This is a genomic window from Methylobacterium sp. Leaf85 (assembly GCF_001422125.1).
Lineage (GTDB): Bacteria > Pseudomonadota > Alphaproteobacteria > Rhizobiales > Beijerinckiaceae > Methylobacterium > Methylobacterium bullatum.
The window spans coordinates 426,798-452,602 of record NZ_LMME01000023.1 but is presented as its reverse complement, the minus strand read 5'-3'; the positions used below and the strand labels follow the sequence as shown (position 1 = coordinate 452,602).

At 68.2% G+C, this 25,805-nt stretch carries 27 protein-coding genes; 12 read left to right on the top strand and 15 right to left on the bottom strand.

Features of this window, described 5'->3' with window-relative positions:
- Positions 1-100: 100 nt before the first annotated feature.
- The 3 genes from ASF08_RS14350 to mnmA are packed head-to-tail and all read right to left on the bottom strand — an operon-like array spanning position 101 to position 2,831.
- Positions 101-952, bottom strand: coding sequence for a TVP38/TMEM64 family protein (locus tag ASF08_RS14350; RefSeq protein WP_056146419.1), 852 nt, complete (start codon positions 950-952; stop codon positions 101-103).
- Between the two features lie 22 nt (positions 953-974).
- Positions 975-1,625, bottom strand: a complete 651-nt coding sequence (locus tag ASF08_RS14345) for a class I SAM-dependent methyltransferase (RefSeq protein WP_018044448.1) — start codon at positions 1,623-1,625, stop codon at positions 975-977.
- Between the two features lie 48 nt (positions 1,626-1,673).
- Entirely contained in the window at positions 1,674-2,831 is a 1,158-nt protein-coding gene (mnmA, locus tag ASF08_RS14340; protein ID WP_056146416.1) for a tRNA 2-thiouridine(34) synthase MnmA, read from the bottom strand.
- A gap of 267 nt (positions 2,832-3,098) precedes the next feature.
- Between mnmA and ASF08_RS25860 the strand changes: the two genes are divergently transcribed.
- From ASF08_RS25860 to ASF08_RS14290, 10 genes are all read left to right on the top strand, one after another.
- Positions 3,099-4,757, top strand: a complete 1,659-nt coding sequence (locus ASF08_RS25860; protein WP_056146413.1) for a flagellar hook-length control protein FliK — start codon at positions 3,099-3,101, stop codon at positions 4,755-4,757.
- A gap of 10 nt (positions 4,758-4,767) precedes the next feature.
- Entirely contained in the window at positions 4,768-5,448 is a 681-nt protein-coding gene (locus ASF08_RS14330) for a flagellar hook assembly protein FlgD (RefSeq protein WP_018044451.1), read from the top strand.
- A 104-nt stretch (positions 5,449-5,552) separates the two neighbouring features.
- Entirely contained in the window at positions 5,553-5,828 is a 276-nt protein-coding gene (sciP, locus tag ASF08_RS14325) for a CtrA inhibitor SciP (protein WP_018044452.1), read from the top strand.
- 307 nt (positions 5,829-6,135) lie between these two features.
- Positions 6,136-7,695, top strand: coding sequence for a flagellar basal-body MS-ring/collar protein FliF (gene fliF / locus ASF08_RS14320; protein ID WP_244973620.1), 1,560 nt, complete (start codon positions 6,136-6,138; stop codon positions 7,693-7,695).
- Positions 7,696-7,756: 61 nt separating this feature from the next.
- Entirely contained in the window at positions 7,757-8,806 is a 1,050-nt protein-coding gene (gene fliG, locus ASF08_RS14315; RefSeq protein WP_018044454.1) for a flagellar motor switch protein FliG, read from the top strand.
- Entirely contained in the window at positions 8,803-9,396 is a 594-nt protein-coding gene (locus ASF08_RS14310; protein WP_056146408.1) for a FliH/SctL family protein, read from the top strand. The genes fliG and ASF08_RS14310 overlap by 4 nt, the downstream gene beginning before the upstream one ends.
- Before the next feature lie 47 nt (positions 9,397-9,443).
- Positions 9,444-9,788: a flagellar motor switch protein FliN gene (gene fliN / locus ASF08_RS14305; protein ID WP_056146405.1), complete on the top strand. Its 345-nt coding sequence runs from the start codon at positions 9,444-9,446 to the stop codon at positions 9,786-9,788.
- Positions 9,789-9,840: 52 nt separating this feature from the next.
- Entirely contained in the window at positions 9,841-11,205 is a 1,365-nt protein-coding gene (gene flbD, locus ASF08_RS14300; RefSeq protein WP_018044457.1) for a sigma-54-dependent transcriptional regulator FlbD, read from the top strand.
- 117 nt (positions 11,206-11,322) lie between these two features.
- On the top strand, positions 11,323-11,649 hold the full coding sequence (locus ASF08_RS14295) for a (2Fe-2S) ferredoxin domain-containing protein (protein WP_018044458.1): 327 nt from the start codon (positions 11,323-11,325) through the stop codon (positions 11,647-11,649).
- A gap of 196 nt (positions 11,650-11,845) precedes the next feature.
- On the top strand, positions 11,846-12,925 hold the full coding sequence (locus tag ASF08_RS14290) for a lysylphosphatidylglycerol synthase domain-containing protein (protein WP_082473209.1): 1,080 nt from the start codon (positions 11,846-11,848) through the stop codon (positions 12,923-12,925).
- 57 nt (positions 12,926-12,982) lie between these two features.
- Here the strand turns inward: ASF08_RS14290 and ASF08_RS14285 are convergent, their stop codons facing one another.
- The 12 genes from ASF08_RS14285 to ASF08_RS14235 form a co-directional block, all read right to left on the bottom strand.
- Positions 12,983-13,573 (bottom strand): PIN domain-containing protein, encoded by a 591-nt coding sequence (locus ASF08_RS14285; protein WP_056146401.1) that lies wholly within the window; start codon positions 13,571-13,573, stop codon positions 12,983-12,985.
- Positions 13,574-13,576: 3 nt separating this feature from the next.
- Positions 13,577-14,035, bottom strand: coding sequence for a helix-turn-helix domain-containing protein (locus ASF08_RS14280; protein ID WP_056146398.1), 459 nt, complete (start codon positions 14,033-14,035; stop codon positions 13,577-13,579).
- A 149-nt stretch (positions 14,036-14,184) separates the two neighbouring features.
- The gene (locus ASF08_RS14275; RefSeq protein ID WP_056146396.1) at positions 14,185-14,574 is read right to left on the bottom strand and encodes a glyoxalase superfamily protein; all 390 of its coding nucleotides are present in this window, start codon (positions 14,572-14,574) and stop codon (positions 14,185-14,187) included.
- A 13-nt stretch (positions 14,575-14,587) separates the two neighbouring features.
- Positions 14,588-15,241, bottom strand: a complete 654-nt coding sequence (gmk, locus tag ASF08_RS14270) for a guanylate kinase (RefSeq protein ID WP_018044463.1) — start codon at positions 15,239-15,241, stop codon at positions 14,588-14,590.
- Positions 15,242-15,252: 11 nt separating this feature from the next.
- A complete protein-coding gene (locus ASF08_RS14265; RefSeq protein WP_056146393.1) occupies positions 15,253-16,131 on the bottom strand; it encodes a YicC/YloC family endoribonuclease in 879 nt (292 codons plus the stop codon).
- Between the two features lie 160 nt (positions 16,132-16,291).
- Positions 16,292-17,668: an endolytic transglycosylase MltG gene (gene mltG, locus ASF08_RS14260; protein WP_056146604.1), complete on the bottom strand. Its 1,377-nt coding sequence runs from the start codon at positions 17,666-17,668 to the stop codon at positions 16,292-16,294.
- A 224-nt stretch (positions 17,669-17,892) separates the two neighbouring features.
- On the bottom strand, positions 17,893-18,039 hold the full coding sequence (locus ASF08_RS24875) for a hypothetical protein (RefSeq protein ID WP_156629589.1): 147 nt from the start codon (positions 18,037-18,039) through the stop codon (positions 17,893-17,895).
- Positions 18,040-18,256: 217 nt separating this feature from the next.
- Positions 18,257-19,516: a beta-ketoacyl-ACP synthase II gene (gene fabF, locus ASF08_RS14255; RefSeq protein WP_026176042.1), complete on the bottom strand. Its 1,260-nt coding sequence runs from the start codon at positions 19,514-19,516 to the stop codon at positions 18,257-18,259.
- 92 nt (positions 19,517-19,608) lie between these two features.
- Positions 19,609-19,845 carry an acyl carrier protein gene (locus ASF08_RS14250; protein WP_018044468.1) on the bottom strand — a complete coding sequence of 79 codons (237 nt, stop codon included), beginning with the start codon at positions 19,843-19,845 and terminating at the stop codon, positions 19,609-19,611.
- Between the two features lie 269 nt (positions 19,846-20,114).
- On the bottom strand, positions 20,115-20,855 hold the full coding sequence (gene fabG / locus ASF08_RS14245; protein ID WP_056146390.1) for a 3-oxoacyl-[acyl-carrier-protein] reductase: 741 nt from the start codon (positions 20,853-20,855) through the stop codon (positions 20,115-20,117).
- Between the two features lie 14 nt (positions 20,856-20,869).
- Positions 20,870-21,811, bottom strand: a complete 942-nt coding sequence (gene fabD, locus ASF08_RS14240) for an ACP S-malonyltransferase (RefSeq protein WP_056146602.1) — start codon at positions 21,809-21,811, stop codon at positions 20,870-20,872.
- 84 nt (positions 21,812-21,895) lie between these two features.
- Positions 21,896-22,618 (bottom strand): carbonic anhydrase, encoded by a 723-nt coding sequence (locus ASF08_RS14235; RefSeq protein ID WP_056146387.1) that lies wholly within the window; start codon positions 22,616-22,618, stop codon positions 21,896-21,898.
- A gap of 255 nt (positions 22,619-22,873) precedes the next feature.
- Here ASF08_RS14235 and rpoZ point away from each other — a divergent pair, with 255 nt between their 5' ends.
- Together rpoZ and ASF08_RS14225 are read left to right on the top strand one after the other, a co-directional pair.
- Positions 22,874-23,284, top strand: coding sequence for a DNA-directed RNA polymerase subunit omega (gene rpoZ / locus ASF08_RS14230; RefSeq protein ID WP_018044472.1), 411 nt, complete (start codon positions 22,874-22,876; stop codon positions 23,282-23,284).
- A gap of 196 nt (positions 23,285-23,480) precedes the next feature.
- The gene (locus ASF08_RS14225; RefSeq protein ID WP_018044473.1) at positions 23,481-25,718 is read left to right on the top strand and encodes a RelA/SpoT family protein; all 2,238 of its coding nucleotides are present in this window, start codon (positions 23,481-23,483) and stop codon (positions 25,716-25,718) included.
- Positions 25,719-25,805 lie beyond the last annotated feature (87 nt).

The following is a 25,805-nucleotide window of genomic DNA, read 5'->3' as shown; positions in this document are numbered from 1 at the left end:
CGATCATCCCTCATCCCGGGCTTCTTGGCTCGTCCCGGTCTCCCCGGCGCAGTGCCTCCCGCGGCGGTCATTCCGATCTCTCGGCGATCAACTCTACGTCTTAATGCGATTGATTTACATCACGGTTACGCTCCGGCCGCCGCGCCGTCGAGTGCCCGGCCACAGGGATCTGCGACGTGACGCTCCGCTTGCGGGCGAAGCGGCGCCTCAGCCCTATGGAGAGCAACGCGAAGGCGGCGAGGCCGCCGAGGGCGGCCAGGGTCTTGACGGTGACGAGAGACCGCAGGGACAGGGCCTCGTCGCAGGCCTCGGCGCCGCTCGCCAGACAGTCCGCCTTGGCTGCCTCGTTGGCCGCGACGACATCCTCGATCGCCGATCCGGCTGCCGCATAGACGACGGCGCCGGGGGCGAGGCCCAGAAAGGTCGCGAGCACGAAGGTGCGGAGGGGAACGCCGAAGGCCGCCGGGGCGAGATTCGTCATCCAGAACGGAAAGATCGGCAGGAGCCTCAGGACGAGGATGAAGCCGAACGCGTCGTCGCGGAACCCCGCCGCGAGGCGGCCGAGGCGCGGTCCGGCGTGGGTCACGAGAAACTCCGACATCGGCCCACGGCCGATGGAGAAGACGATGGCCGCACCGGTCGTCGCCGAGACGAGGGCGATCCCCGCGCCTGTGGCGGCCCCGAACAGGAAACCCGACAGGATGGTCAGCACCAGCGAGGCCGGCACGGACACGATTACGCAGCCGATATAGACGAGGCAGGCGAGCCCGATAGCTCGCGACCGGTTCTCGGCCACAGCCTCCATCAGCGTTGCGCGATAGGACAGCAGGCGGTCAAGGCTGAGAAGGTGCGGGGCGCCGGAGATGAGGACGCCCAGCGAGATGGCCACGAGGGCGAGGATCGGAAGCCACCGCAGGGCGCGGCGGAGGACGCCGCTCGAGTTGCGTGTCATGTCCCCGCTTCGCCGGGCCGGATCAGCCGGGCTTCCGCATCCTCAGGATCTTGAAGAAACCACCGGGAAAGGTCGGCGAGACGCCGATGAACTCGACGCCGTTGCGCCGCGCCCAGGCCTCGATGCGCGTCGACTTGAACGCCGAGGACCAGCCGATCTTGGTGCAGAGCGGCGCCACGATCTCCTCGACCTTGGCGACCGCGCCCTTGGTCTGGCCGAAATGGTTGGCGAGGACGATCTCGCCGCCCGGCCGCACCACGCGGAGAAATTCCGACAGAGCGGCTTCGGGGTCCGGCACCAGGGTGATGAGGAACTGCGCGACCACCGCGTCGAAGCTGGCATCGGCATAGCCGAGGCGGCACACATCCATCACCTGAAGGCCACGGACATGGGTGAGCCGGCGGCGCAGCACCTTGGCGCGGGCACGCTTCAGCATGTCCTCGGAGAGGTCGACGCCGCAGACGAAGCTGCCCGCCGGATAATAGCCGAGGGACAACCCCGTGCCGACGCCGGCCTCCAGGATACGCGGCCCGCAGGCGGTGGCCGCCATCACCGCGTCGCGCGCGGCGGGCTCGGTGAGCTTGTCGTAGACGACGTCGTAGACCGGTGCCCAGCGGGCATAGGCCTTGCGCATCAGGGCCGTGCTCGGACCGGCCTGCGGCTCGCTCAGCATATCGTCTCTAGATCCTGCGGATGGGGAAGGTTCTGGCTCGGGTCGGCGTCAGGCGGCTTGCGCCGTTCCGGCTGCCAACGCGTCGATGCGACGAATGGTGCCGCCGCCGAGCACACGCGAGCGTGGGCCGTCATCGGCATAAATGACGCAGGCCTGGCCCGGAGAGACGCCGTCTTCCGGTGTGGCCAGCACGACCTCGGCGGCTGCTCCACCGGAATCGACCGTCAGATGCGCGGCGCGCGGCTCACGGGTCGAGCGGACCCGCACGGCCACCGGCATGTCGACGACCCCGCCGGACGGCAGGATCCCGAGCCAGTTCAGATCGTCGAGGCGGATGCGGCTGGTGGCGAGGGCGGAACGCGGCCCCACCACCACCCGGGCGGAACCCGGCTCCAGTCGGACTACGTAGAGCGGCTCGCCGACGGCGAGGCGGAGACCCTTCCGCTGTCCGACCGTGTAATGAATGATGCCCTCGTGCTGGCCGAGCACCCGGCCCTCGAGATCGACGATGTCGCCGGCGCGCGCCGCATCCGGCCGCAGCTTGGCGATGACGTCGGCGTAGCGCCCCTGGGGCACGAAGCAGATGTCCTGGCTGTCGGCCTTCTCGGCGATGGCGAGGCCGAGCTCGCGGGCAAGGCGTCGGGTCTCGTCCTTGGGCAGTTCGCCCAAGGGAAAGCGCAGGAAATCGAGCTGCTCGGCCGTGGTGGCGTAGAGGAAGTAGCTCTGGTCACGGGCCGGATCGAGGGCGCGGTAGAGGCCGCGCCCGCCGGCTTCGAGGGGGCGACTGGCCACGTAATGGCCGGTGGCCAGCACGTCGGCATCGAGGTCGCGGGCGGTGGCGAGAAGATCACGGAACTTGATCGACCGGTTGCACTCGACGCAGGGGATCGGCGTCTCACCGGCGAGATAGCTCTCGGCGAAACGGTCGATCACCGATTCCCGGAAGCGGTCCTCGTAATCGAGGACGTAATGCGGGATGCCGAGCGTCTCGGCGACGCGGCGCGCATCGTGGATGTCCTGACCGGCGCAGCAGGCGCCTTTGCGATGGACCGCCGCGCCATGGTCGTAGAGCTGCAGCGTGATCCCGACGACGTCGTAGCCCTGCTGGCTGAGTAGCCCGGCCACCACGGAGGAATCCACGCCGCCGGACATGGCGACGACGACGCGCGTCTCGTGCGGGGCCTTGGGAAGGTCGAGGGAGTTCATCACGTCACGGGTTCGCCGGCAGGCCGCAGCGCCCGCACATGCGGAGTCTATAGCGATCCTGAGGTGGAACTTCCAGGCAGGCCGGGAGCAGGTCTCGCATGCCGACGCGCCGGACCCGGCAAATCCTGCCTGGACAGGGACGATTTCGCCGGGTCGCGGAGGATCGGTTTGCGAGCGACGAAAATTTTTCCTGTCGAAACAACGGGTTGTCGGGTGCGATGCGTGGCGCGAAGTTTGCGCGGTGGGGGGGCGAGGAGACTACGCCGAATGGCCACCACGTCGATCAACCGAGACCAGGCCTCGCGGTTCACGAGCGCGGTCGCCCCGCGTTCCACCCCGATTCCTGCCACCGATGCGGCGGGCCTCGAACGTTTCAGCATCCCCGCAGGCGAGTCGCATCCGGCGCCGTCCTCACGCAGGGCCTTGGAGCCGAAGACGGCCATCCGCGAGCGTGATGCGGCCAAGACCGGCGTCGCGACGTCGGTGGCTTCGCCGACCGCGGAACCGTCCTCGCCGCGGCCGAAGGGCGATGCCGCACGGCCGGGGGCGCTTTCGCAGCGGAGCGCTTATCGCGGGCCGGTCCAGGTCGATGCCGGAGGCGTGGGCGCGGCCGAAGCGGCGCTGCGGGAACAGGATCCGGTTTCAGGGCAGATAGAAGATTTGGCCGAGACACGGCCGCTGCGAGCCCGAAGGGACGAGGATCAGGCTACGCCGCCCAACGAGGCCGGTCTCGGAGGTTCGCCGGTGCAGCGTGACGCTTCGGCGGCGAAGGGCACGAACATGCAGCCCACCCTGCCGCAACAGGGGGGAGATCCATCGAGCATGGCGGCGTCGGGCTTCCCGCAGCCAGCCGGCAAGGCAGGCTTGCCGATGACCGGCGGCGCCGGACCATTGTCCGCCTCTTCCGTGCAGGCAGGACATGAGACCCCTCAATCCGCCGCCCCGCCTCAGGCTGGGAATGCCTTGCCGCCCTCGATGGCTGGACAGAGTGCGATACCCGTTCCGGTTCAGGCGATCGCGTCTGCGGCCATCGCCGCCGAGGCGGTCACGGCGACCGAAGAGCGGAACGACGATGGGGAGGTTCCGGCGGACGGCGCGGTTGCGGACCCCACCGCGACGGCAATGTCCGCCCTCGCCCCGCCCGAACTCCTCGCGCCTCCACCACCGGCCAACGCTCCCGCGATGGCGGTTCAGGCCGGTGCCGCCTCGTCTCCGAAACCGAGCGCAATCGTTGCACCCGGCGCGGGCGGCGCGCAAGCTGCCGCCGGTCGTCCGGTCGCCGTACCCGTATCCGGCACCGATCGCCCGGCCTCCTCCGAGCGCGAGACCTCGTCGGCCAAGGCTTTCGACGAGCTAGCCCCCGGTTCGACCGTGGCCGCCGACGATCTCGCTTCGGCTCCTACGGCGACGTTCAGCCCTGTGCCGGCAGCCCACATTCCCGCACCGGCGCCCGACCCCGCCGGCGCCTTCCCCCAGGCCCAGGCGGCGCCGGTGCCCCTCGGCGCGGTGCCGATGACCATCGGGCTCCGTTCGCTGGCCGGGTCGAACCGTTTCGAGATCAGCCTCGATCCGAAGGATCTCGGGCGAATCGACGTGAATCTCGATATCGACAAGGACAGCGGCACGGTCACCGCACATCTCACGGTCGACCGGCCGGAGACCCTGGCCCTGCTCCAGCGCGATGTCGGCAACCTGCAACAAGCTCTGTCGCAGGCCGGCTTCGATGCGGGTGAGGCCGCCATCAACCTGTCCCTGCGCAGCGACACCGGCTCCGATGGGGGCAACGGCGCCGAGCGGGATGGCGGGGGCGGCCGGGATGGCCGCTCCGGCACGCCCGGTTCCGACCTGAAGGACCCGCGCCTTTCCAACGACGTCGTGCCGCTGCGTATGCTGCGCGGCCTCGGCGGCATCGACATCCGAATCTGAGGAGACCGCCATGACAGCCGGCATCACCGGAGCTTCGAGCAGCTCCTCCATCACGAACCCGAGCACGGCCACCGGCGCTTCCCAGGAGATCGCCGGCAATTTCCAGCAGTTCCTGACCCTGCTGACGACGCAGCTCAAGAACCAGAACCCGATGGACCCCCTGGACACCAACCAGTTCACGCAGCAGCTTGTGCAATATGCCGGGGTCGAGCAGCAGCTGAAGTCGAACGACCGCCTCGATTCCATCCTCAACAACGCGAAGGCATCGAGCGCCGCCGCCGCCACGGGCTTCATCGGCCAGAGCGTGACGGCGGACGGTCGGGTCGCCAACCTGAAGGACGGCTCGGCCGTCTGGACCCTGACGCCCGCGCGTGCCGCAAAGCAGGCGACGATGACGATCAGCGATGCCAAGGGCAACGTGGTGGCCACACAGACGAAGGCCCTGACCGCCGGGGCGCAGACCTTCGCCTGGGACGGACGATCCACCTCCGGCTTCACCTCTGCCAACGGCAGCTACTCGATTAAGATCGATGCCTTCGACGCCACTGGTGCACAGGTTAGCGTCGACACGCAGGTCGCCGGAAAAGTCGACGGCGTCGATCTCAGCGGCAGCGAGCCGGTGCTGCTGATCGGCAAATCGCGGCTGCCGATATCGGGCGTGCAGAACATCGGATCCGGGTTGTCCACATGATCCTGGAAAAAACGAATCAGATGCAATCGATCCGCTTCAACATATCTTAAGCGGGCGCAAGTAGCTTCCAACCTCGACAGGTCAGTCGAGTTGTAGAGCGTATCATGACCGAACCAAGCCGCCCGAGAGTCAAATACGTCATCGGGCCAGATGGAAGCCCGCTGACGATCGCGGATCTTCCGCCGACCACGACCAGACGATGGGTCATCCGCCGCAAGGCCGAAGTCGTCGCAGCCGTCCGCGGCGGTCTTCTCAGCCTTGAGGAAGCCTGCCAGCGTTATACCCTTACCACCGAGGAATTCCTGAGCTGGCAGTTCTCCATCGACCAGCATGGCCTGGCCGGATTGCGGACCACCCGTATTCAGCACTACCGCCATTGAGATCGAGGAGGGTCGGCATCCGGGCCGGGTTCCGGAAGTCCCCTTCGAGCAACGATCTCCTTGAAAAAGAACCGCGCCCTCCACGGGGCGCGGTTCTTTCCGTTTCGGGGTCGGCTCGAAACGGACGAACGCCGACCATCCTTTTTTCCTGGGTTAAGGAAATCGTTAACCGGACGCTAACCACGACCTGGGCAAATTTTGCCGAGCGAGCGCGGCCCTTCCGCCGCTCCGGTTCGGGTGGGTACGTCGCGTCGTGAAGTCCGTTCTCGAAGTGGTGACGAAGTTGGGACCGGCGCGGCTCGCGGCCATGGCGGCCGTGACCCTGACGTTGATCGGCTTCTTCGCCTTCGTGATCCTTCGCGTGTCGAAGCCCGATATGGGCGTCCTCTTCGCCGACCTGTCGATGCAGGATTCGGGGGCTGTCATCCGGGACCTCGATGCGCGCGGCATCAAGTACGAGACGCGCGGCGATGCGGGCCAGACCATCATGGCGCCTCGCGCCGACCTGCCCCGCCTGCGGATGGACCTCGCCGGCAAGGGCCTGCCCAGCGCCTCGGGCGTCGGCTACGAGATCTTCGACAAGGGCGATGCGTTCTCGTCCACCAACTTCGTCCAGAACGTCAATCACCTGCGCGCCCTGGAGGGGGAACTCGCGCGCTCCATCCGGGCCATTGGGCGGGTCCAGGCCGCGCGCGTCCACCTCGTCATTCCGGAGCGCCGCCTGTTCGAGCGCGACCGCGAGTTGCCCAGCGCCGCCATCGTGCTCAAGCTCGTCGGTGACATGGACCCCTCCCAGGTTCGCGCCATCCGCCATCTCGCCGCCTCCGCGGTGGAGGGCCTGAAGCCGGAGCGGATCTCCATCGTCGACGAGCGTGGCCGCCTGCTGGCGGACGGGGCTCGGGGTGCGGAGGCCGAGACCGGCGCCGGCATGGAGGAGAAGCAGGTCGGTCTCGAGCGCCGCCTGCGGTCCCAGATCGAGGAGATCGTGGCCGGCATCGTCGGCGCGGGCCGCTCGCGGGTGCAGGTCACGGCGGAACTCGACCGGAACCGCATCGAGAGCCGTTCGGAGACCTTCGATCCGGAGAGCAAGGTCGTGCGCTCGACGCAGACCCGCAGCGAAAGCGCGCTCACGGGGGGCAACGAGGGCGCCGTGACCGTCGGAAACGAATTGCCGGGCGCCAACCAGCCGAACCCGAACCCCAATTCGAAGGATTCCTCGAAGAAGGACGAGGAGACCACGAATTACGAGATCTCCCGCGTCACCAAGACGGTGGTCGAGGAAGGCGGACGTCTGAAGCGCCTGTCGGTGGCGGTCCTCGTCGACGGCGCCTACGTCCCGGGAGCGGATGGCCGCCCCGTCTATCAGCCGCGCCCGGCCAACGACATCGAGCGGATCGCCACCCTGGTTCGCACCGCCATCGGCTTCGACAAGGATCGTGGCGATCAGGTCGAAGTGGTCAACCTGCGTTTCGCCGAGACGCCCGCGCCCGTCGAGTTCACCGAGCCTTCGCTGATCCAGTCGCTCATGGCTCCGTCGAAGGAGGACGTGATGCGCATGGTCGAACTGTCGGTGCTTCTCCTCCTGACGGTGATCGTTCTCCTCGCCGTGGTCCGTCCCCTCGTGCGCCGCATCCTCACCGCCGAACCGACCCAGGCCATTCTGGTCTCGGGACCGGCACTGGCCGGTGGCGATCCCGGCGCCGATCAGATGCTTCCGGCTCGCGACAACCCCACGGCCCGCCTCGTCGACTTCGCGCAGTTGAACGGCAAGGTGCAGGCGGAGACCGTCCAGCGGGTGGTGGACATGGTCCGAGGCAGCCCGAGCGAGACGGTGGAGGTCCTGCGCAACTGGATCCACGACAGTTGAGCGGGACGGCGACGGCATTCGAAACGGTAGCGGCAACGGCAACGGCGAAGAGGAGTGAGGCATGGCCTCGGGGTTGAGCGTCATCGCGGATCAGGATCTCGGCAAGGCGGGCTTGAGCGCCATGACCGGCGCCCAGCGCGCGGCTGCGCTTCTCCTGCTCCTCGGCGAGACGGAGGGCGCGCCGATCTGGCAGATGCTGGACGAGGAAGAGGTCAAGATGGTCTCCCACGCCATGGTCCAGCTCGGATCGCTGGAGGCGGAGACCGTCGAGAGGCTGATCGTGGACTTCGTCTCGCGGCTCTCCTCGGGCGGCGGCATCACCTCGAACTACGAGCGCACCGAATCGCTGCTTCTCAAGATATTTCCCACCGAGCAGGTCTCGGCGATCATGGCGGAGATCAAGGGCGCTTCGGGCAAGCGGGTCTGGGCGAGCCTGACGCAGATCGACCCGGAGATCCTCGCCTCGTTCCTGCGCAACGAGTATCCGCAGACGGTCTCGGTGGTGCTGTCGAAGGTGCGCCCCGACTATGCGGCGAAGGTCCTGACGATCCTGCCCGAGGATTTCGCCATCGACGTCCTCAACCGCATGCTGCGGATGGAGACGGTGCAGAAGGAGGCCCTGCGCCACATCGAAGAGACCCTGCGGGTGGAGTTCGTCTCCACCATCGCGCAGACCACACGGCGGGACGCCCACGAACTGATGGCGGACGTGTTCAATGCGTTCGACCGCCAGACCGAAGGCCGCTTCCTCGCGGCCCTGGACCAGGCCAATCGCGGCTCGGCCAAGAAGATCCGCCAGCTCATGTTCACCTTCGAGGATCTGCTGAAGCTCGATGCGGGCAGTGTGCAGACGCTGCTGCGTAAGGTCGACAACGACACCCTGTGCCGCGCCCTCAAGGGCGCCGACGAACGGGTGCGCAACTTCTTCCTCAAGAACATGTCCACCCGCGCGGCCAAGAACATCACCGACGAGATGGGCTCGCTCGGCCCGATCCGCCTCAAGGACGTCGACGAGGCGCAGGCCAAGATGACCGAGCTCGCCAAGGAACTGGCCGAGAAGGGCGAGATCATGATCGCCAAGTCCAGCGGCGAAGAGGAGCTGGTCTATTGAACGCCCGCCGGTTCCTCTTCGACACCGATTTCCGGCCGCGCGAAGGCGCGACCGTCCCGCCCAAGGAGGCGGCGGCCCTGGCCGAGGCCGTGGCGCAGGCCCATGCCCGCGGCGTCCAGGAAGGGCGCGCCCAGGCCGAGGCCCAGGCCCAGGCCCGCATGGCCGATGCCCTCACCCGCGTCGGCCTCGCCGCGGCCGGCCTCATCGGTCAGGCGGACGCGCGGGATGCGGCGCGCGAGGAGGAGGCCCTGGCCTTCGCCGTCTCCCTGGCGCGACGCATCGCCGGCGATGCCCTCGACACCCAGCCGCTCGCGGCCATCGGCGACGCGGCCCGCACGGCCCTGCAGCACCTGCGCGGCGTGCCGCATCTGGTGGTGCGCGTGAACGACAGGCTGGTGGACGAGGCCGAGGCGCTGGTGAAGAGCCTCGCCCGCGAGCGCGGCTTCGAGGGTCGTCTCATCGTCCTCGGCGAGCCCGACCTCGCCCCCGGCGATGCCCGGATGGAATGGGCCGATGGCGGGGTCGTGCGCGACCGCGCCCGTATCGAGGCCGCCGTGCTCGAAGCCATCGGCCACCCTCTCGACTCCTGATCCGTCGCCGCTCGACCCCGCAACGCCTTCGATTTTGAAAGCCCGTGATGTCCGACAATTTCAGCCTGCCGCAGCTCAATGGCATCGACTCGTCCTTCGACGGGCTCGGCTCCGAATCGATCCGCGAGGCGCCCACGACCCCCAAGAGCGCCTCCGACCTCGAACAGGTCTTCGACGTCCCCGTGGTGGTCTCGGCCGTGCTCGGCTCGTCGCGCATGCCCATCGGCGACCTGCTGCGGCTGCAGGCGGGCGCGGTGCTGGAACTCGACCGGAAGGTCGGCGAGGCGATCGACATCTTCGTCAACAACCGCCTCGTCGCCCGCGGCGAGGTCGTCCTCGTCGAGGAGCGCCTCGGGGTGACGATGACCGAGATCATCAAGAGCGACCACTGATCCCGCCCGCCGCGCTGCTGCGCGAGGCTCCACCGACACAGGATACTAGACCATGCGGCTCCTCATCATCGGACGCTTGAGCGGCGAACTCGTCACCGCCTCCAAGATCGCCATGAACCGCGGCGCGGCCGTGACCCATGCGGACGGGGTGCCGCAGGGCCTCGCCGTGCTGCGCGCCAAGGGCGCCGACCTCGTCATGATCGATGTGGGCCAGCCGATCCGCGAACTCGTGACCGCGCTTTCCGACGAGCGCATCCGCACCCCGGTGGTCGCCTGCGGCGTCGCCACCGATGCCAAGGCGGCGGTGGCCGCGATCCAGGCCGGCGCCCGCGAGTACATCCCCCTGCCGCCCGATCCCGAACTGATCGCCGCCGTGCTGCAGGCGGTCTCCGAGGACGGGCGCGCCTTCGTCTGGCGCGACGCCTCCATGGAGCGGGTGGTGAAGCTCGCCGAGCAGGTGGCGCGGTCGGAGGCCTCGGTGCTGATCACCGGCGAGAGCGGCACCGGCAAGGAGGTGCTGGCCCGCCACGTCCATGTGAAGTCCACCCGCTCGAGCCGGCCCTTCGTCTCGGTCAACTGCGCCGCGATCCCGGAAGCTTTGCTCGAATCCGAACTGTTCGGCCACGAGAAGGGGGCCTTCACCGGCGCCGTCGCCCGCCGGATCGGCCGGTTCGAAGAGGCCAATGGCGGCACGCTGCTCCTCGACGAAATCTCCGAGATGGATGTCCGCCTCCAGTCGAAGCTGCTGCGCGCCCTGCAGGAACGGGTGATCGACCGGGTCGGCGGCACCGCTCCCGTGAAGGTCGACATCCGGGTGCTCGCCACCTCCAACCGCAATCTCATCGACGAGGTCCGCAAGGGCACCTTCCGCGAGGATCTGTTCTACCGCCTCAACGTGGTGCACCTGCGCCTGCCGCCGCTGCGCGAGCGCCCGGCCGACATCCTCGAACTCGCCACCCATTTCGCCAAGAAATACGCCGAGGTGAACGGCGTTCCGGTCCGGTCCTTGAGCCGCGAGGCGCAGGCCATCATCCGCGAGAATCCGTGGCGCGGGAACGTGCGCGAACTCGAGAACACCCTCCACAGGGCGGTCCTGCTGGCGACGGGAGCGGAGATCGACGCCGACGCGATCTCCACCCCGGAGGGCGAATCCTTCGCCCGCTCCGCCGGGCCGGTGGAGCGCGCCGCCCAGGTGGCCGAGGCCGCCACCCGCGGTCTCGTGGGACGGACGGTGGCTCAGGTGGAATGCGAGCTGATCCTCGACACGCTCGACCATTGCCTCGGCAACCGCACCCATGCAGCCAAGATCCTCGGTATCTCGATCCGGACCCTACGCAACAAGCTCAACGAATATGTCGATGCCGGCATCAGCGTCGCCGAGCCCGGCAGCGTCCGGGCGGTGGCGGCCTACGGCTGAGGGGCACGGGCCGGCGGGGCATCACGCCCCGTTGCCGCCCCTCCCCCCTTTGACTTAGGTGTGGCCCGGATGGCGTCCCGGTCCCCGGCTCGCCGGACACGGAACGGGCACCCGGATTTGGCAAAACACGAGAAGGACACGACCGTTCGCACGGCGAAGTCCGGCTATTCGGACATCGTCCTGGTCTGCGCGAAATGCACCAAGCGTGTCGGCCTGAAGAAGGACGAGATCCGGGGGCGACTCAAGCGGGAGGTGAAAAGGCGCGGCCTCGGCGGGATGACCCGCGTGGTGTCCACGGGCTGCCTCGGCCCCTGCCCGAAGCGGTTCGTGGCGGTGGCGACCTCCTTCAGCCTGTCGCGCAACCGCATCGTCCTGATCGACCCGGAGGGCAATGCCGAGCAGGCCCTCGACACGGTCTATCCGCCCGCCCGCCGGTCCGAGTGAGGCGGTCTCCGATTTCAGCCCCAATGCCACGATAGGATCGGTTCGAGTTCGATTGTGCGTGACAGGCGGAGCGCCGGATGCGCTGTCCCTTCGATGTGTCGCAGATCGTCATCGCAGAACCGGGGTCCATGTCTGCGAAACCCGCATTGAGAGGATCGTCTCCGTTGGCGCTCGTCCATTTCAGAAGTCCGGCCCTTTGACCCGCCGCGTCGTGGCGCCTCCGCCCGCCCGAGCGGGCCTCGGAAGACAGGCCCTGCGCTACCTGCCCGTCCTGGGGACGGTGCTGGGCCTCGGCCTCGCGATCTGGCTGGTGGCGACCCACGATCTCGCCTCGGTGACGGATGCCTTCGGACGGATCGGAATCGTCGGGCTCGCCGGCATAGTGCTGATGCGCGTCGCCGTCTTGTCCCTCTGCGGCTTCGCCTGGGAGCGGGTGCTGCACCGGCTCTCCACCACCGCCGAGGCGGGTGCCTTCCTCATCCTCCGCTTCGTGCGTGACGGGATCAACGTGCTCCTCCCGGTGGCCTCCGTAGGCGGCGACGTCGTCGGTGGGCGCCTCCTCACCTTCTGGGGCGTGCCGGGCACGTTCGCCGCGGCCTCGATCCTGGTGGACATGCTGATCCAGGTCGGTACGCAGGCCCTGTTCGTGCTCATCGGCGTCGCGCTACTGATGCAGATGGAAGGCGAGTCCGCCGCGTCCCTCGCGGCCTGGGCCCTGCGGGCGCTCGGCGTCACCGCCATCGTGCTCACCGCCTTCTTCCTGTTCCAGCGCAGCCCGCTCATGCGCGGTGTCGAGCGCCGCGTCGCCGAACTCGGCCGGCGCTTCCTGCGCGACCAGGACGAGGCGGCGGCGGACTCGGCGACCGGCGACGCGGGTGTGCATGGCGCCCTCGATACGGTCTGGGCTCCGAAGCGCTGGCCCCTGCTGTTCCAGGGCATCGTCCTCCACCTCCTCGCCTGGATGCTCGGCGCCGTGGAGATCTGGATCGCGCTGACCTGCATGGGCGTGGAGGGCGTGGGCCTCGCCGAAGTCGTCATCATCGAGGCCCTGAGCCAGGCCATCAAATCGGCGGCCTTCCCGGTGCCGAGCGGATTAGGGGTTCAGGAAGGCGGGTTCGTCCTCGTGGGCGGCCTGTTCGGCATCGATCCCGGCACCGCCATCGCCCTGTCGCTGGCCAAGCGTGTGCCGGACGTGGTGCTCGGCCTGCCCTCCCTGATCCTGTGGCAGACCCTCGAGGCCCGCCGGGCGACGGTGATGGCTCCTCCGCGGGGGTAGGTCGTCGTCGCCGAGAGGCCGGCGATTTGGTCCCGTCTAGAAGCCGGGGCTTACCGTCTACAGGGACGCTTCATGCGAGCGGAGAACATCGACGGTCGAGGTCAGTCCGACAGCCTCCATATCGAGAAGCAACTGCCCTGCGTTTTTCCCTGGTCGGCGCAGACGCAGGCGAAGCTGCCGCACGGCATCGACCGCCTTGCCCTCATCGAGAGCGATGGTGTCGACGATGAAGGCGTCGGCCGTTCGCGCTTCGAGATTCAACGGACCGAGAACCGACGCCGGACAATGCTTGATGTTGTCCGTGACAATGGTCGCTGCCTGGGTTTTCAGGGCCGCCGCGACGACATGGGCATCCCCCGCGTCCGGCAGCCCTTCGCAGGCACCGAGAAAGCGGGTGAAGTCGGAGACCATCGCATCGTCGAAGGCGGTTTCCATGCAGAGCCGCGCCCGGCGAGCCCGCTCCTCGCTATCGGCGACACTCCTCTTCGCCAGGATGTCCGAAATCGCGCGTTCGGTCTCATCCAGAATCGGTATCGACCACCGCAGGCGAAAGAATTCTCGTTCCGCTAGGGTCAGAAGCAGGTTTCGCTTGAGGGCACCCGCGAGCACGCAGGCATCGACGAGCGCGGTGAAGCGGTTGGCGAACACCGCCTACAGGAACTCGCCATCGAGGGCGGCGAGGTCCGAGAGCGCCTGGCTCCGGGTTCCGTCCCGGACATCCTTGTACGCGAACAGGTCTTCGGCCTTGATCCTGCGATGGCGCCCGACCGTGATGTGAGCGATCTCGCCCCGCTCCAGTAGCGATACGAGATAGGGGCGCGACACGTTGAGGATATCTGCGGCCTGCTGCGTCGTGAGCATCTGGGTCACCGGAACGAGCGTCACCGCGTCGCCCCGGCCGATATGGCGGAGCAGATCGATCAGAAGGTTCGAGATGGCCGGAGTGAGCGTGATCTCAGCAGATTCCTTGCAAGCGTCGTCGAACACGCGCAGTTTCGTCTGCTCGGATGATTGAGTGGCCAGGAGGCGGCGCAGGGTGTTGGCGGTCTTGCGCTCGCCGTCCGACGGTAGCCGGCCGCCGAGGCCCTGAGCGGAGGCGCGCGGTGTCATCGTGAGCCGACTCCCTTGGATCGTTCCTGCGATATATCTGCAACAAACGAAACCAGCGCAACAAGCGAAATGCCGTCCGTCGTGGCGCGTTCGCGATGACGCCCGGGCGATACAGGACGAGATCGCCGTTATCGAGCCGCGCCTCCGCCCTACGGCTCGGGCTTGACCTCGCAGAAGCGGAGGTTGTTCCCGAAAGGGTCGGTCACCGTCATCACCAGCCCCCAGGGCAGGCTTTCTATGCTCGGCTTGGCATGGACATAGTTTCGGGCGGTGAGTTCCGCCTGGAAGACGTAAATGCCCGCCATGCGCACGAAGGTCGTGGAGCCCGGCGTCGCATCGCCGTGATGGCCGCTGAGATGCAGGACGAGGCCGGCGCGCGAGACCTGGGCGTAGAGCGGAAAGTCGTCGCCGAAGCGATGCTCCCAATCGAGGCTGAAGCCGAGGAAGTCGACATAGAACTCGCGCGCCTTCGCTTCGTCGAAGATGCGCAGGACCGGGCAGGTCTGGTCGAAGCGGATGGTCCGGTCGGGTGTCGACATCGGGCTCGGCTTCTCAGGCGATCCTGTCGGGCTCGGCCAGAAGCCCGTCGACGAAATCCGACAGGCCGGTGTTGCGGACGCGCTTGAGGCGCTCGGCGACGAGGATGCCCTGGAGCTTGGCGAAGGCGTCGTTCAGGTCGTCGTTGACGAGGACGTAATCGTACTCGTTCCAGCGCTGGATCTCGACGCGGGAATTGGCGAGGCGCTTTTCGATGGTCTCGGGCGAATCCTCGGCCCGGCGTTCGAGGCGGTGGCGCAACTCGGCGAGGCTCGGTGGCAGGATGAACACCGTCACCACGTCCTCGGCGAGCTTCGCCCGCACCTGCCGCGTGCCCTGGTAGTCGATGTCGAAGATCATGTCCCGGCCTGCACCGAGCACCTTCTCCACCGGGCGGCGCGGCGTGCCGTAGAAATTGCCGTGGACTTCCGCCCATTCGAGGAGGTTGTCGGCGCCGCGCAGGGCGTCGAACGCCTCGCGGTCGATGAAATTGTAGTGCTTGCCGTCGATCTCGGAGGGCCGGCGCTGTCGCGTCGTCACCGAGATCGAGAGGTCGAGCCCCCACTTCGGGTCGCTGGCGACCGCGCGCGTCAGCGTGGTCTTCCCCGCTCCCGAGGGCGAGGACAGGATGAGGATGAACCCGCGCCGCCCGATCGTCGTGGCCTGCATGTCCGAAAAACCTACTCGACGTTCTGAACCTGCTCGCGGAATTGCTCCACCACGGCCTTCAAGTCGAGTCCGATCCGCGACAACGCGATGTCTCCGGCCTTCGCACAGAGGGTATTCGCCTCGCGGCCGAGCTCCTGGGCCAGGAAATCGAGCTTGCGGCCGATGGCGCCGCCCTTGGCCAGCAACTCGCCGACGCTGTCGAGATGGGCGCTCAAGCGGTCGAGCTCCTCGCGCACGTCGGCTTTCGCGGCGATGAGGACGGCCTCCTGGTGCAGGCGGTCGGGATCGAGCCCGCCGGCTTCCATCAGGACGGCGATGCTCGCGGACAACCGCGCCTTCACAGCCTCGGGCTGGTGGCCGGGGCAGGCCTCGGCGGCTTGGCGGAGGCGGGACATGGCGACGAGCTGCCCCTCGATGATCGCGCGCAGCTGGCGCCCCTCGGCGCGGCGCGCCTCCACGAGGTCGGCCACGAGGCGGACCACGCCCTCGGCGAGGTCATGGGCGAGGCTGTCCGATTCCGCCGCCGGCTCGTCCTCGGATTCGATGACGCCGCGGATGCCGAGCAGGCCGTCGAGGGAGGCCGGGGCGAGGCCTTCGGGGCGCGGAACGCGGGCGGTGGCGGCGGCGAGTTCTGCCAGCAGGGCCTCGTTGATGCGCACCCGCGCCCTGGTCTCGGGCCGGGTGAGGTTGAGCGAGAGCTGGCACTGGCCCCGCGTCAGGGTCTTCTGCAGGGCTGTGCGGGCCACCTCGCCCACCGATTCCAGGCCGTTGGGCACGCGCAGGCGCACGTCGAGCCCACGCCCGTTCACGCTGCGGACCTCCCAGGCCCACTGGACCGGGCCGGTGGTACCGGTGGCGCGGGCAAAGCCCGTCATGCTGGAGAGGATCATGATGTCTGAACTTTAGTCGGTCGTGCGAACCTCCCTCCCCCTTGTGGGGAGGGATTAAGGGTGGGGGTGGTTGGGCGACCCTTAGGCAGTGGAGGCCACCGCCACCCCCCCCCCACCGCCAAGTCCTCCTCACACGTGGGAGGAGAGTGACGGCAGTGCCCTATTGCGCCTTCAGCGCCGGGACGCTTTTGGCCGAATTGAGGTCGAAGGTCTTGTTGCGCAGCGGATCGAGCTTGGTGCCTTCCGACGCGTCGAAGGCTTTCGGGCGCGGGGCCGACGGGTCCGGGGCGCTGCCGGCGAAGTTGGTGCCATCCGGTGCGTAGGCCGAGGCCCGGCCCGGGACCGCCGAGGGATCGGACGGCGGTTCGGCCTTGTCCACGGGGGCGGCGTCGGTGGGCGTCTCCTTCCGGGCGCGCTCCACCTGCCGCCAGCGGGCGACGTTGCGGGAATGGCCCTCCAGGCTGTCGGCGAAGGCGTGGCCGCCGGTGCCATCGGCGACGAAGTAGAGGTCCTTGGTGCGTGACGGGTTGGCGACGGCCTCAAGCGCGGCGCGGCCGGGATTGGCGATGGGGCCCGGCGGCAGGCCCTCGATGACGTAGGTGTTGTAGGGGGTCGCCCGGTCGATCTCGGAGCGCTGGATGCCGCGCCCCAGGGTGCCGCGCCCGCCCACCAGCCCGTACACGATGGTGGGGTCCGATTGCAGCTTCATCCGTTTGTTGAGACGGTTGACGAAGACGCCGGCCACGCGCGGCCGCTCGTCGGCCCGGCCTGTCTCCTTCTCGACGATGGAGGCCAGGGTCACCATCTCGGCCGGGGTCTTCACCGGGATCTCGGCTGAGCGGCGCAGCCAGATCTGGTTGAGCACTTCGCGCTGTTTGGCGCGCATCAGGTTGACGATCTGCTGGCGGGTGGCGCCGCGCTCGAACTTGTAGGTGTCGGGCAGGAGCGAGCCCTCGGGCGGGATCTCGTTGATGTCGCCCGTGAGGATGTCGTTGTCGTTGAGGCGCACCACGATCTGCTCGGAGGTCAGGCCCTCGGGGAAGGTGATGGCGTGTTGCACTTGCCGGCCGGTGGACAGTGTCTCGATCGTGTCGCCGATGCTGGCATGGGCCTTGAATGTGTACTCGCCGGCCTTCAGGGCCTTGCCGGAGAAGCGGGAGGCCCATTCGAATAGGGCGGTATGAGCGATGACGCCTTCGCGGCTGAGGGCGTCGGCGATCTCGGAGGTGCCGCTGCGGGGCGGGATGACCACGACCTTGTCGGCGGCGAGCGGGCCGGGTTCGCGGATCTGCCGGTCGAACAGCGTCACGCCGATCATCGCCGCGATGGCGAGGACCACGGCGGCGGTGAGCAGGCCGCTGATCGTGCTCAGCAACCCGCCGCGCTCGCGCACCGGGCGGTCCGGCGGGGGCGGCGCGGCCGTGGGCTTGATCGCCTCGCTGGGGCTGCGCGGGGACACCCGGTGCGGCATGGACGGCTCGTCGGACGGGACCGCGATCGCCGCCTGCTCCGGGTCTTTGCGCTTGCGGAAGAACATGGACATCCTGTTCGGGCCTCGCCTCTCGCCAACCTTGTCTCGGCCCGACGATGCGACCGTCGTGTCGTCCTGGCCGACCGGGGCACGAAACTCAGGCAATAGGTGCCGACGCATGGATGGGCTTCTCGCCAAGAAGCTTCGGGATCCTTGCGTCAAACCTGACTACACCCGGGCGGGCGGGTTGTGCGAGCCGGATTGAACCGGTTTTGTGGCAAAAAGGCGTATTATCGCTCCACCGTCCCGCCCGCTCGATGGCCAGCGCGCCGCAGACGATGAACACGGCCGGACACCCAGGTGAGCAGGCGGTCATGCTGGTCGTAGATGCCGAGGGGAGCGAGCCCTCCGGCCCAGATCACGCCGATACCGAGCATCACCAAGCCCCTGCCGGTGCCTGAGGGCCGAATCCAGCGGCGAGCGCGAGCCCGGCGGCGAATTCCAACAGCAGCGGCGTCGTCCATTGACGGAGGATCGCGTCCGCCGGCTGGAAGACCACGCCCGCTAACGCCAAAAGGGCGAGATGGTCGTTCCCGGTGAGATCTCGACCGATATCTGGGCGATCCTGACGGGAGCGTCGGACCGGCCGGGGCTTCAGACCCGACGCATCACCAGCGACGCATTCGTCCCGCCAAATCCAAAAGAATTCGACAGCACGACATCGACCTGCTTGCGCTTGGCTTCGTGCGGCACGAGGTCGATCGCGGTTTCCACCGAGGGGGTGTCGAGGTTCAGCGTCGGCGGCATCACGCCGTCGCGGATGGTGAGAATCGAGAAGATCGCCTCGATGGCACCGGCCGCGCCCAGCAGGTGGCCCACGGCCGACTTGGTGGAGGACATGGCGGCCTTGGCGGCGTGCTCGCCGAGCAGCCGCTCCACGGCCTTGAGTTCGAGCTCGTCGCCCATCGGCGTCGAGGTGCCATGGGCGTTGATGTAGTCGATGTCGGAGGCCTGGAGGCCGGCGCGCTTCACCGCGGCGCTCATGCAGCGGAAGGCGCCGTCGCCGTCCGGGGCCGGCGAGGTGATGTGATAGGCGTCGCCGGTGAGGCCGTAGCCGACCACTTCGGCGTAGATCCGGGCACCGCGTGCCTTGGCATGCTCGTACTCTTCGAGCACGACGACGCCGGCGCCCTCGCCCATGACGAAGCCGTCACGGTCCTTGTCGTAGGGGCGCGAAGCCTTGGTGGGCTGGTCGTTGAAGCCGGTGGAGAGGGCGCGGCAGGCGGCGAAGCCCGCGAGCGCCAGGCGGTTCACCGGAGATTCGGCGCCGCCGGCCACCATCACGTCGGCATCGCCGAACTGGATCAGCCGAGCTGCGTCGCCGATGGCGTGCGCCCCGGTGGAGCAGGCCGTGACCACCGCGTGATTCGGCCCCTTGAGGCCGTGGGCGATGGAGACCTGCCCGGAGGCGAGGTTGATGATTCGGCCGGGAATGAAGAACGGCGAGATCCGTCGCGGCCCCTTGTCGTGCAGGGTCACGGAGGCGTCGTAGATGCCCCCGATCCCGCCGATGCCGGAGCCGATCATCACGCCGGTGGCGCACTGATCCTCGTGGCTCTTGGGATGCCAGTCGGCATCGTCCAGCGCCTGGCCGGCGGCGGCCATGGCGTAGACGATGAACGGATCGACCTTGCGCTGCTCCTTCGTCTCCATCCATTGGTCCGGATTGAAGGTGCCGTCGCTGCCGTCTCCGAACGGGACCGAGCACGCGATGCGGCAGGCGAGATCGGACACGTCGAAGGCTGTCACCTGCGACGCTCCGCTGTCTCCCGCGATCAACCGGCTCCAGGTGGCCTCGACCCCGCTTCCCAGCGGCGTCACCATACCCAAGCCCGTCACCACCACCCGACGCATCGCGTTATCCCGAACCAGTCCCGTCATGTCACTGTCGTTCGGCGCGCGGGGTCACGTGGACCCCGCTCCTCGCGCCTCTCGTCCCGTCGTGCTTACGCGGAGTTCTTCTCGAGGAACTTCACGGCATCGCCGACCGTCTGGATGGTCTCGGCAGCGTCGTCCGGGATTTCGACGTTGAACTCTTCCTCGAAGGCCATCACGAGCTCGACGGTGTCGAGGCTGTCGGCACCGAGGTCATCGATGAAGTTGGCGCCCTCGACCACCTTCTCCGGCTCCACGCCGAGGTGCTCGACAACGATCTTCTTCACGCGCTCAGCGATATCGCTCATCGTTCTTGGTCCTTGGTTATTCGATCGTGATGGTGAAGGTGCCGTGGCCGCCGTCCCGCTGGTGCGGATCTCTGGAAGCGGCCGGTGTCCGATCGCGCGTGGTCTTGAGAACCCGCAACACGCTGAACCGTCAACCCCCCTCGCACGGCAGCCGGGGTGGTAGCACAGGGTTTTGGCGCTGGCGAGGGCCGGTTCACAAACCGTTCATCGCCGTGGCTTTTTCCCGGACAATCGTCGGGTTTTCCCGCCTGCCGTGTCGGGAGACCCTCTCAGTACATCGCCATGCCGCCGTTCACGTGCAGGGTCTGGCCGGTGACGTAGGCGGCTTCGTTCGAGGCGAGATAGACGGCCGCGGCCGCGATCTCCTCGCCGGTGCCGAGGCGGTTCATCGGTACGCGGGTGAGGATGCCCTCGCGCTGCTTCTCGTTGAGGGCGTCGGTCATCGGCGAGGTGATGAAGCCCGGCGCGATGCAGTTGACGGTGAGGTTGCGGGTGGCGACCTCGGCCGCCATGGCCTTGGTCATGCCGACGAGGCCGGCCTTGGCGGCGGCGTAGTTCACCTGGCCCGGATTGCCGGTGGCGCCGACCACGGAGCCGATATTGACGATGCGGCCGTGGCGCCGCTTCATCATGCCCTTCACCGCCGCCCGCGAGAGGCGGAACGCGGCCGAGAGGTTCACGGCGATCACCGCGTCCCACTCGTCGTCCTTCATCCGCAGCAGGAGGTTGTCGCGGGTGATGCCGGCATTGTTCACGAGGATGTCGAGGCCGCCGAGGGCGGCTTCCGCCGCCGGCACCAGGGCCTCGACGGCGTCCTTGTCGGAGAGGTCGCAGGTCAGGGCATGGACGCGCTCGCCGCCGAGTTCGGCCGAGAGTGCGTCCAGCGCTTCGGCGCGGGTGCCGGAGACGGCGACGGTGGCGCCTTGGGCGTGGAGCGCCCGGGCGATGGCGCCGCCGAGGCCGCCGGTCGCGCCGGTGACGAGGGCCTTGCGGCCGGTCAGGTCGAACATGGGCAATCCTGTTGTCAGCTGAACATCGGGAAGGCGGCCACGTCGTCGGGCGTGCCCACGGGGGTGGCGGTGGCGCCGGGGGCGATCCGCTTGACGAGGCCGGAGAGCACCTTGCCCGTGCCGATCTCGTGGAACTGATCGATGCCGGAGGCGGCCATGGCGGCGATGCATTCGCGCCAGCGCACGGTGCCCGTCACCTGGGCGACGAGGGCCTGGCGGATGGCCGCCGGCTCCAGCACCGGCGCGGCCAAGACATTGGAATAGACCGGCACCAGGGGAGGCTTCATCGCCACCCGGGTGAGGGCGTCCTGCATCGCCTCGGCCGCCGGCACCATCAGCGAGCAGTGGAACGGCGCCGAGACGTTGAGCATCACCGCGCGCTTGATCCCGCGCGCTTGCGCGATCGCCACCGCGCGCTCCACGGCGGCCTTCGCGCCCGAGAGCACCACCTGCCCCGCGCCGTTGTCGTTGGCGACGTCGCAGACCTCGCCCTCGGAGGCCTCCACGGCGACGGAGCCGGCCAGTTCGGCATCTGCGCCGATGAGGGCCGCCATGGCCCCGGCACCGGGCGCCACCGCGCCCTGCATCGCCTCGCCGCGGATGCGCAGCAGGCGGGCGGTATCGGCCAGGGTGAAGGTCCCGGCGGCGGCGAGCGCCGTGTATTCGCCGAGGGAATGGCCGGCCACCGCCGCCACGTCGCGGACGAGATCGAGACCGCGTGTCGCCTGGAGTACGCGCAGGGTGGCGATGCTGGCCGCCATCAGGGCCGGCTGGGCGTTGGCGGTGAGGGTCAGTTCCTCCACCGGTCCCTCGAACATCAGTGTCGAGAGCGACTGGCCGAGCGCCTCGTCGACCTCGTCGAAGACCGCCCTCGCCTGGGGGAAGGCCTCCGACAGGGCCCGGCCCATGCCCACGGCCTGGCTACCCTGGCCTGGAAAGATGAATGCGCGCGCCATGGTCATGTTCTCGCACGGAAAGGGCGGCGCAGTCGCACCGCCCGCTCCGGGTGTCAACACGAGGCGCCGCCATCGCGGGCCGGGTCAGGCCTCGTTGAAGAAGTCCACCACCCCGGTATCGAGGCTGTAGGAGGCGCCGACGATGCGCAGCTTGCCCGCCTTCAGCGGATCGAGGAGGGCGGGCTCGGAGGCCGTGCGCATACGGGTGACGACCCGGTCGACATTGGCGCGCACGCAATTCTCGATGAAGTCGCCGGGCTTGCCGCGTGCGGACAGCACCGCCGGCACGATCGGCTCGATCATCCGGCCGATGGAGCCGGGATAGACGGTGTTGTTCTCCACCACGTCGGCCGCCGCCAGCACGGCACCGCAGCGGCTGTGGCCCATGACCAGCACCAGCGGAACGCCGAGCTGCGACACGGCGTATTCCACCGACCCGAGGGCGGCGGTATCGGCGGTGTTGCCGGCATTGCGGACGATGAAGAGCTCGCCCAGACCGCGCCCGAACAGGATCTCCGGCGAGACGCGGGAATCCGAACAGCTCACCAGCACGCAGAACGGCGTCTGCCCGAGGGCGATCTCGATCCGGCGGTCGCGGCCCTGCACAGAGCGCACCGGGCTGTCGGTCTTGTAGAGGCGATTGCCTTCCTTCAGCAGCTCCAGGGCCTGGTCGGCCGTCAGGTCCGTTTTCTTGGTGGACGGGCTGGCCGCCAGACCGAGATTCGGCATGGCGGCGGCGGCGAAGGCCGCTGCGCCGAGATGGCAGGCACAGCTGAACAGGCCGCGGCGGCTGAGCGTCTTCGTCATGAGGTTTGGGCCCTCTCCAATCGCCATGCGAAGGCTCGCATGAGCTTGACCAGGGCCACGCATAACCGTGGGGCGGAGTGCTGTCGCCCTGGCGATAAGCAGCGGCCCCAGGCCGGGATGGAACGAAGGTCCCGAACGTGCTGCCCGTGTCGGCGGCGGATGCAATATGCCGGTCGCGCTTGTTGCGCCGTGCGAGGCGGTGTATAGAGCCGGATCAATCTCTACATTCCCGGTCTATGGAAGGAGCCCTCCCGCATGGCTCGCGTCACCGTTGAAGACTGCATCGACAAGGTCGAGAACCGTTTCGAGCTCGTCCTGCTCGCGAGCCACCGCGCCCGTTTGCTGGCCGCCGGAGCGCCGCTGACCATCGACCGCGACCGCGACAAGAACCCGGTCTGCGCGCTGCGCGAGATCGGCGACGCGACGATCACGGCCGACGACCTCAAGGAACAGCTCATCCATTCGATGCAGAAATATGTCGAGGTCGACGAGCCGGAGGCCGAGACGGTGCCGCTGCTGTCGAGCTCGCCCGCCGCCGCCGCCGTGGCGCCGCAATCCTCCAGCGACGACGGCGCCGTCCAGTTCGACCGGATGAGCGAAGAGGATCTGCTGCGCGGCCTCGAGAACCTCGCTCCGCCCACTGAGACGGACGAAGAGGCCGAGTGATCGGACGACCCGTTTTCGACTGACGATCCTGTTTGACTGACAATCTCGCGAAAACCCGGCCATGCGCCGGGTTTTTCGTTTTTCGGCGCGAGAAACCGGTGTCATGCGGCGCCATGGGTCTGGCGTGCCCGGCCGCGATGCGGGACAACATAAGACAAAGGCGGGCAGTCACGATGTGTGAAGGGTGTTGCGGCGGATGATGCGCCAGTACGAGCTCGTGGAGCGGGTGAGGCGTTACAACCCCGCCGTGAACGAAGCCCTTCTCAACCGCGCCTATGTCTACGCCATGCGCGCTCACGGCACGCAGAAGCGGGCCTCGGGCGATCCCTTCTTCGCCCATCCCCTCGAAGTCGCGGCGATCCTCACCGATCTCCGGCTCGACGACGCCACCATCGTCGCCGCCGTCCTGCACGACACGGTGGAGGACACGGCCGCCACCCTCGACGAGATCCGCGAGCTCTTCAGCCCCGAGATCGGCGCCCTGGTGGACGGGCTGACGAAGCTCAAGCGCCTCGACCTCGTGTCGAAACGCGCGGTCCAGGGTGAGAACTTCCGCAAGCTCCTGCTCGCTGTGGCGGCGGATGTGCGCGTGCTGCTGGTGAAGCTCGCCGACCGCCTTCACAACATGCGCACGCTCCACCACATGAAGCCGGAGAAGCGCGAGCGGATCGCCCAGGAGACGCTGGACATCTACGCGCCGCTCGCCGGCCGCATGGGCATGCAGGAACTGCGCGAGGAACTCGAAGACCTCGCGCTGCGCAACCTCAAGCCCGAGATCTACGCGACGATCGCACAGCGGCTGGCCGATCTCGCGGTGAAGTCGGAGCGCTTGGTGGAGAGTATCGAGCGGGATCTCACCGCCAAGCTCGCCGCGCAGGGCATCAACGCCGTGGTCACGGGGCGGCAGAAGCGGCCCTTCTCGATCTCCGCCAAGATGGAGCGCAAATCGGTCGCCTTCGAGCAGCTCTCGGACATCTTCGGATTCCGCATCATCGTGGAATCCCTGTCCGAATGTTACGGCGCCCTGGGCGTCGTCCACACTACCTGGCCGATGGTGCCGGGCCGCTACAAGGATTACATCTCCACCCCGAAGCAGAACGATTACCGCTCGATCCACACCACGGTGATCGGGCCGAAGAGCCAGCGCGTCGAGCTGCAGATCCGCACCGCGGCCATGGACGAGATCGCCGAATACGGCATCGCCGCGCATGCCCATTACAAGGAGAGCGGCGGCAAGGACGAGATCGGCGGCGTCCATCCGCGCCTCGCCACGGAAAGCGGCGCCTATCAATGGCTGCGGCGGACCATCGAGCTCCTGGCCGAGGGCGACAGCCCGGAGGAGTTCCTCGAACACACCAAGCTCGAACTGTTTCAGGACCAGGTGTTCTGCTTCACGCCGAAGGGGCGCCTCATCGCCCTGCCGCGCGGCGCGACGCCCATCGATTTCGCCTACGCGGTCCATACCGATGTGGGCAACACGGCGGTGGGGGCCAAGATCAACGGCCGCATGGCGCCGCTGCTGATCGAGCTCGTCAATGGCGACGAGGTCGAGATCGCGCGGGCCGACGGGCAATCGCCTCCGGCGGCCTGGGAATCCCTCGTGGTCACCGGCAAGGCACGCGCCGCGATTAGGCGGGCGACCCGCTCGGCCGTGCGGCGGCAATATGCCGGCCTCGGCCGCCAGATCCTCGACCGCGCCTTCGAGCGGGCGGCCAAGAGCTTCTCCGAGGACAAGCTGCGGGGCGCGCTTCCCCGTCTGGCGCGCCAGAGCACGGAGGACGTGTTCGCGGCGGTGGGCCGTGGCGAAATGTTCTCGGGCGACGTGGTGCGCGCGGTCTATCCCGACCACAAGGAGGAGCGCCGCACGGGCCCGGCCGCGCTGCAGCAGCCCATGGATGGAGGGGCGGGGCGTCTCAGCCTCGCCAAGGGGCAGGCCATGCGCCTGACCTTCCCCGAAGGCGCCGCCGATATGGGCCGTGCCGACGCCATCCCGATCCGCGGCCTCGACAACGACCTGCCGGTGAGCTTCGCCCCGAATGGCGGCGCGGTGCCGGGTGACCGCATCGTCGGCATCCTGACGCCCGGCGTCGGGGTTACGATCTATCCGATCCAGTCGGCGGCGCTCGCCGATTTCGACAACGAGCCGGCGCGCTGGCTCGACGTGCGCTGGGACGTCGAGGCGGGAGGGAGCGAGCGGTTTCCCGCGCGCCTCGCCCTGCAATCGATCAACGAGCCGGGCGTCCTCGCCCAGATCGCGCAGGTCATCGCCGATCACGACGGCAATATCGACAACGTCTCGATGAAGCGGCGCACCCAGGATTTCACCGAGATCGTCATCGACCTCTCCGTCTGGGACCTGAAGCACCTCAACGCCATCGTCGCCGAGCTGCGTGGCAAGCGCACCGTGAGCAGGGTCGACCGCGTCAACGGCTGAACGGCCGGGCTCCCGCGACGCGTCGTCGGCCATCACCGCCGCGTAACGCTCTGTTTACCAGGCGTTGGTGTGGGAAGGCCCCCGGCG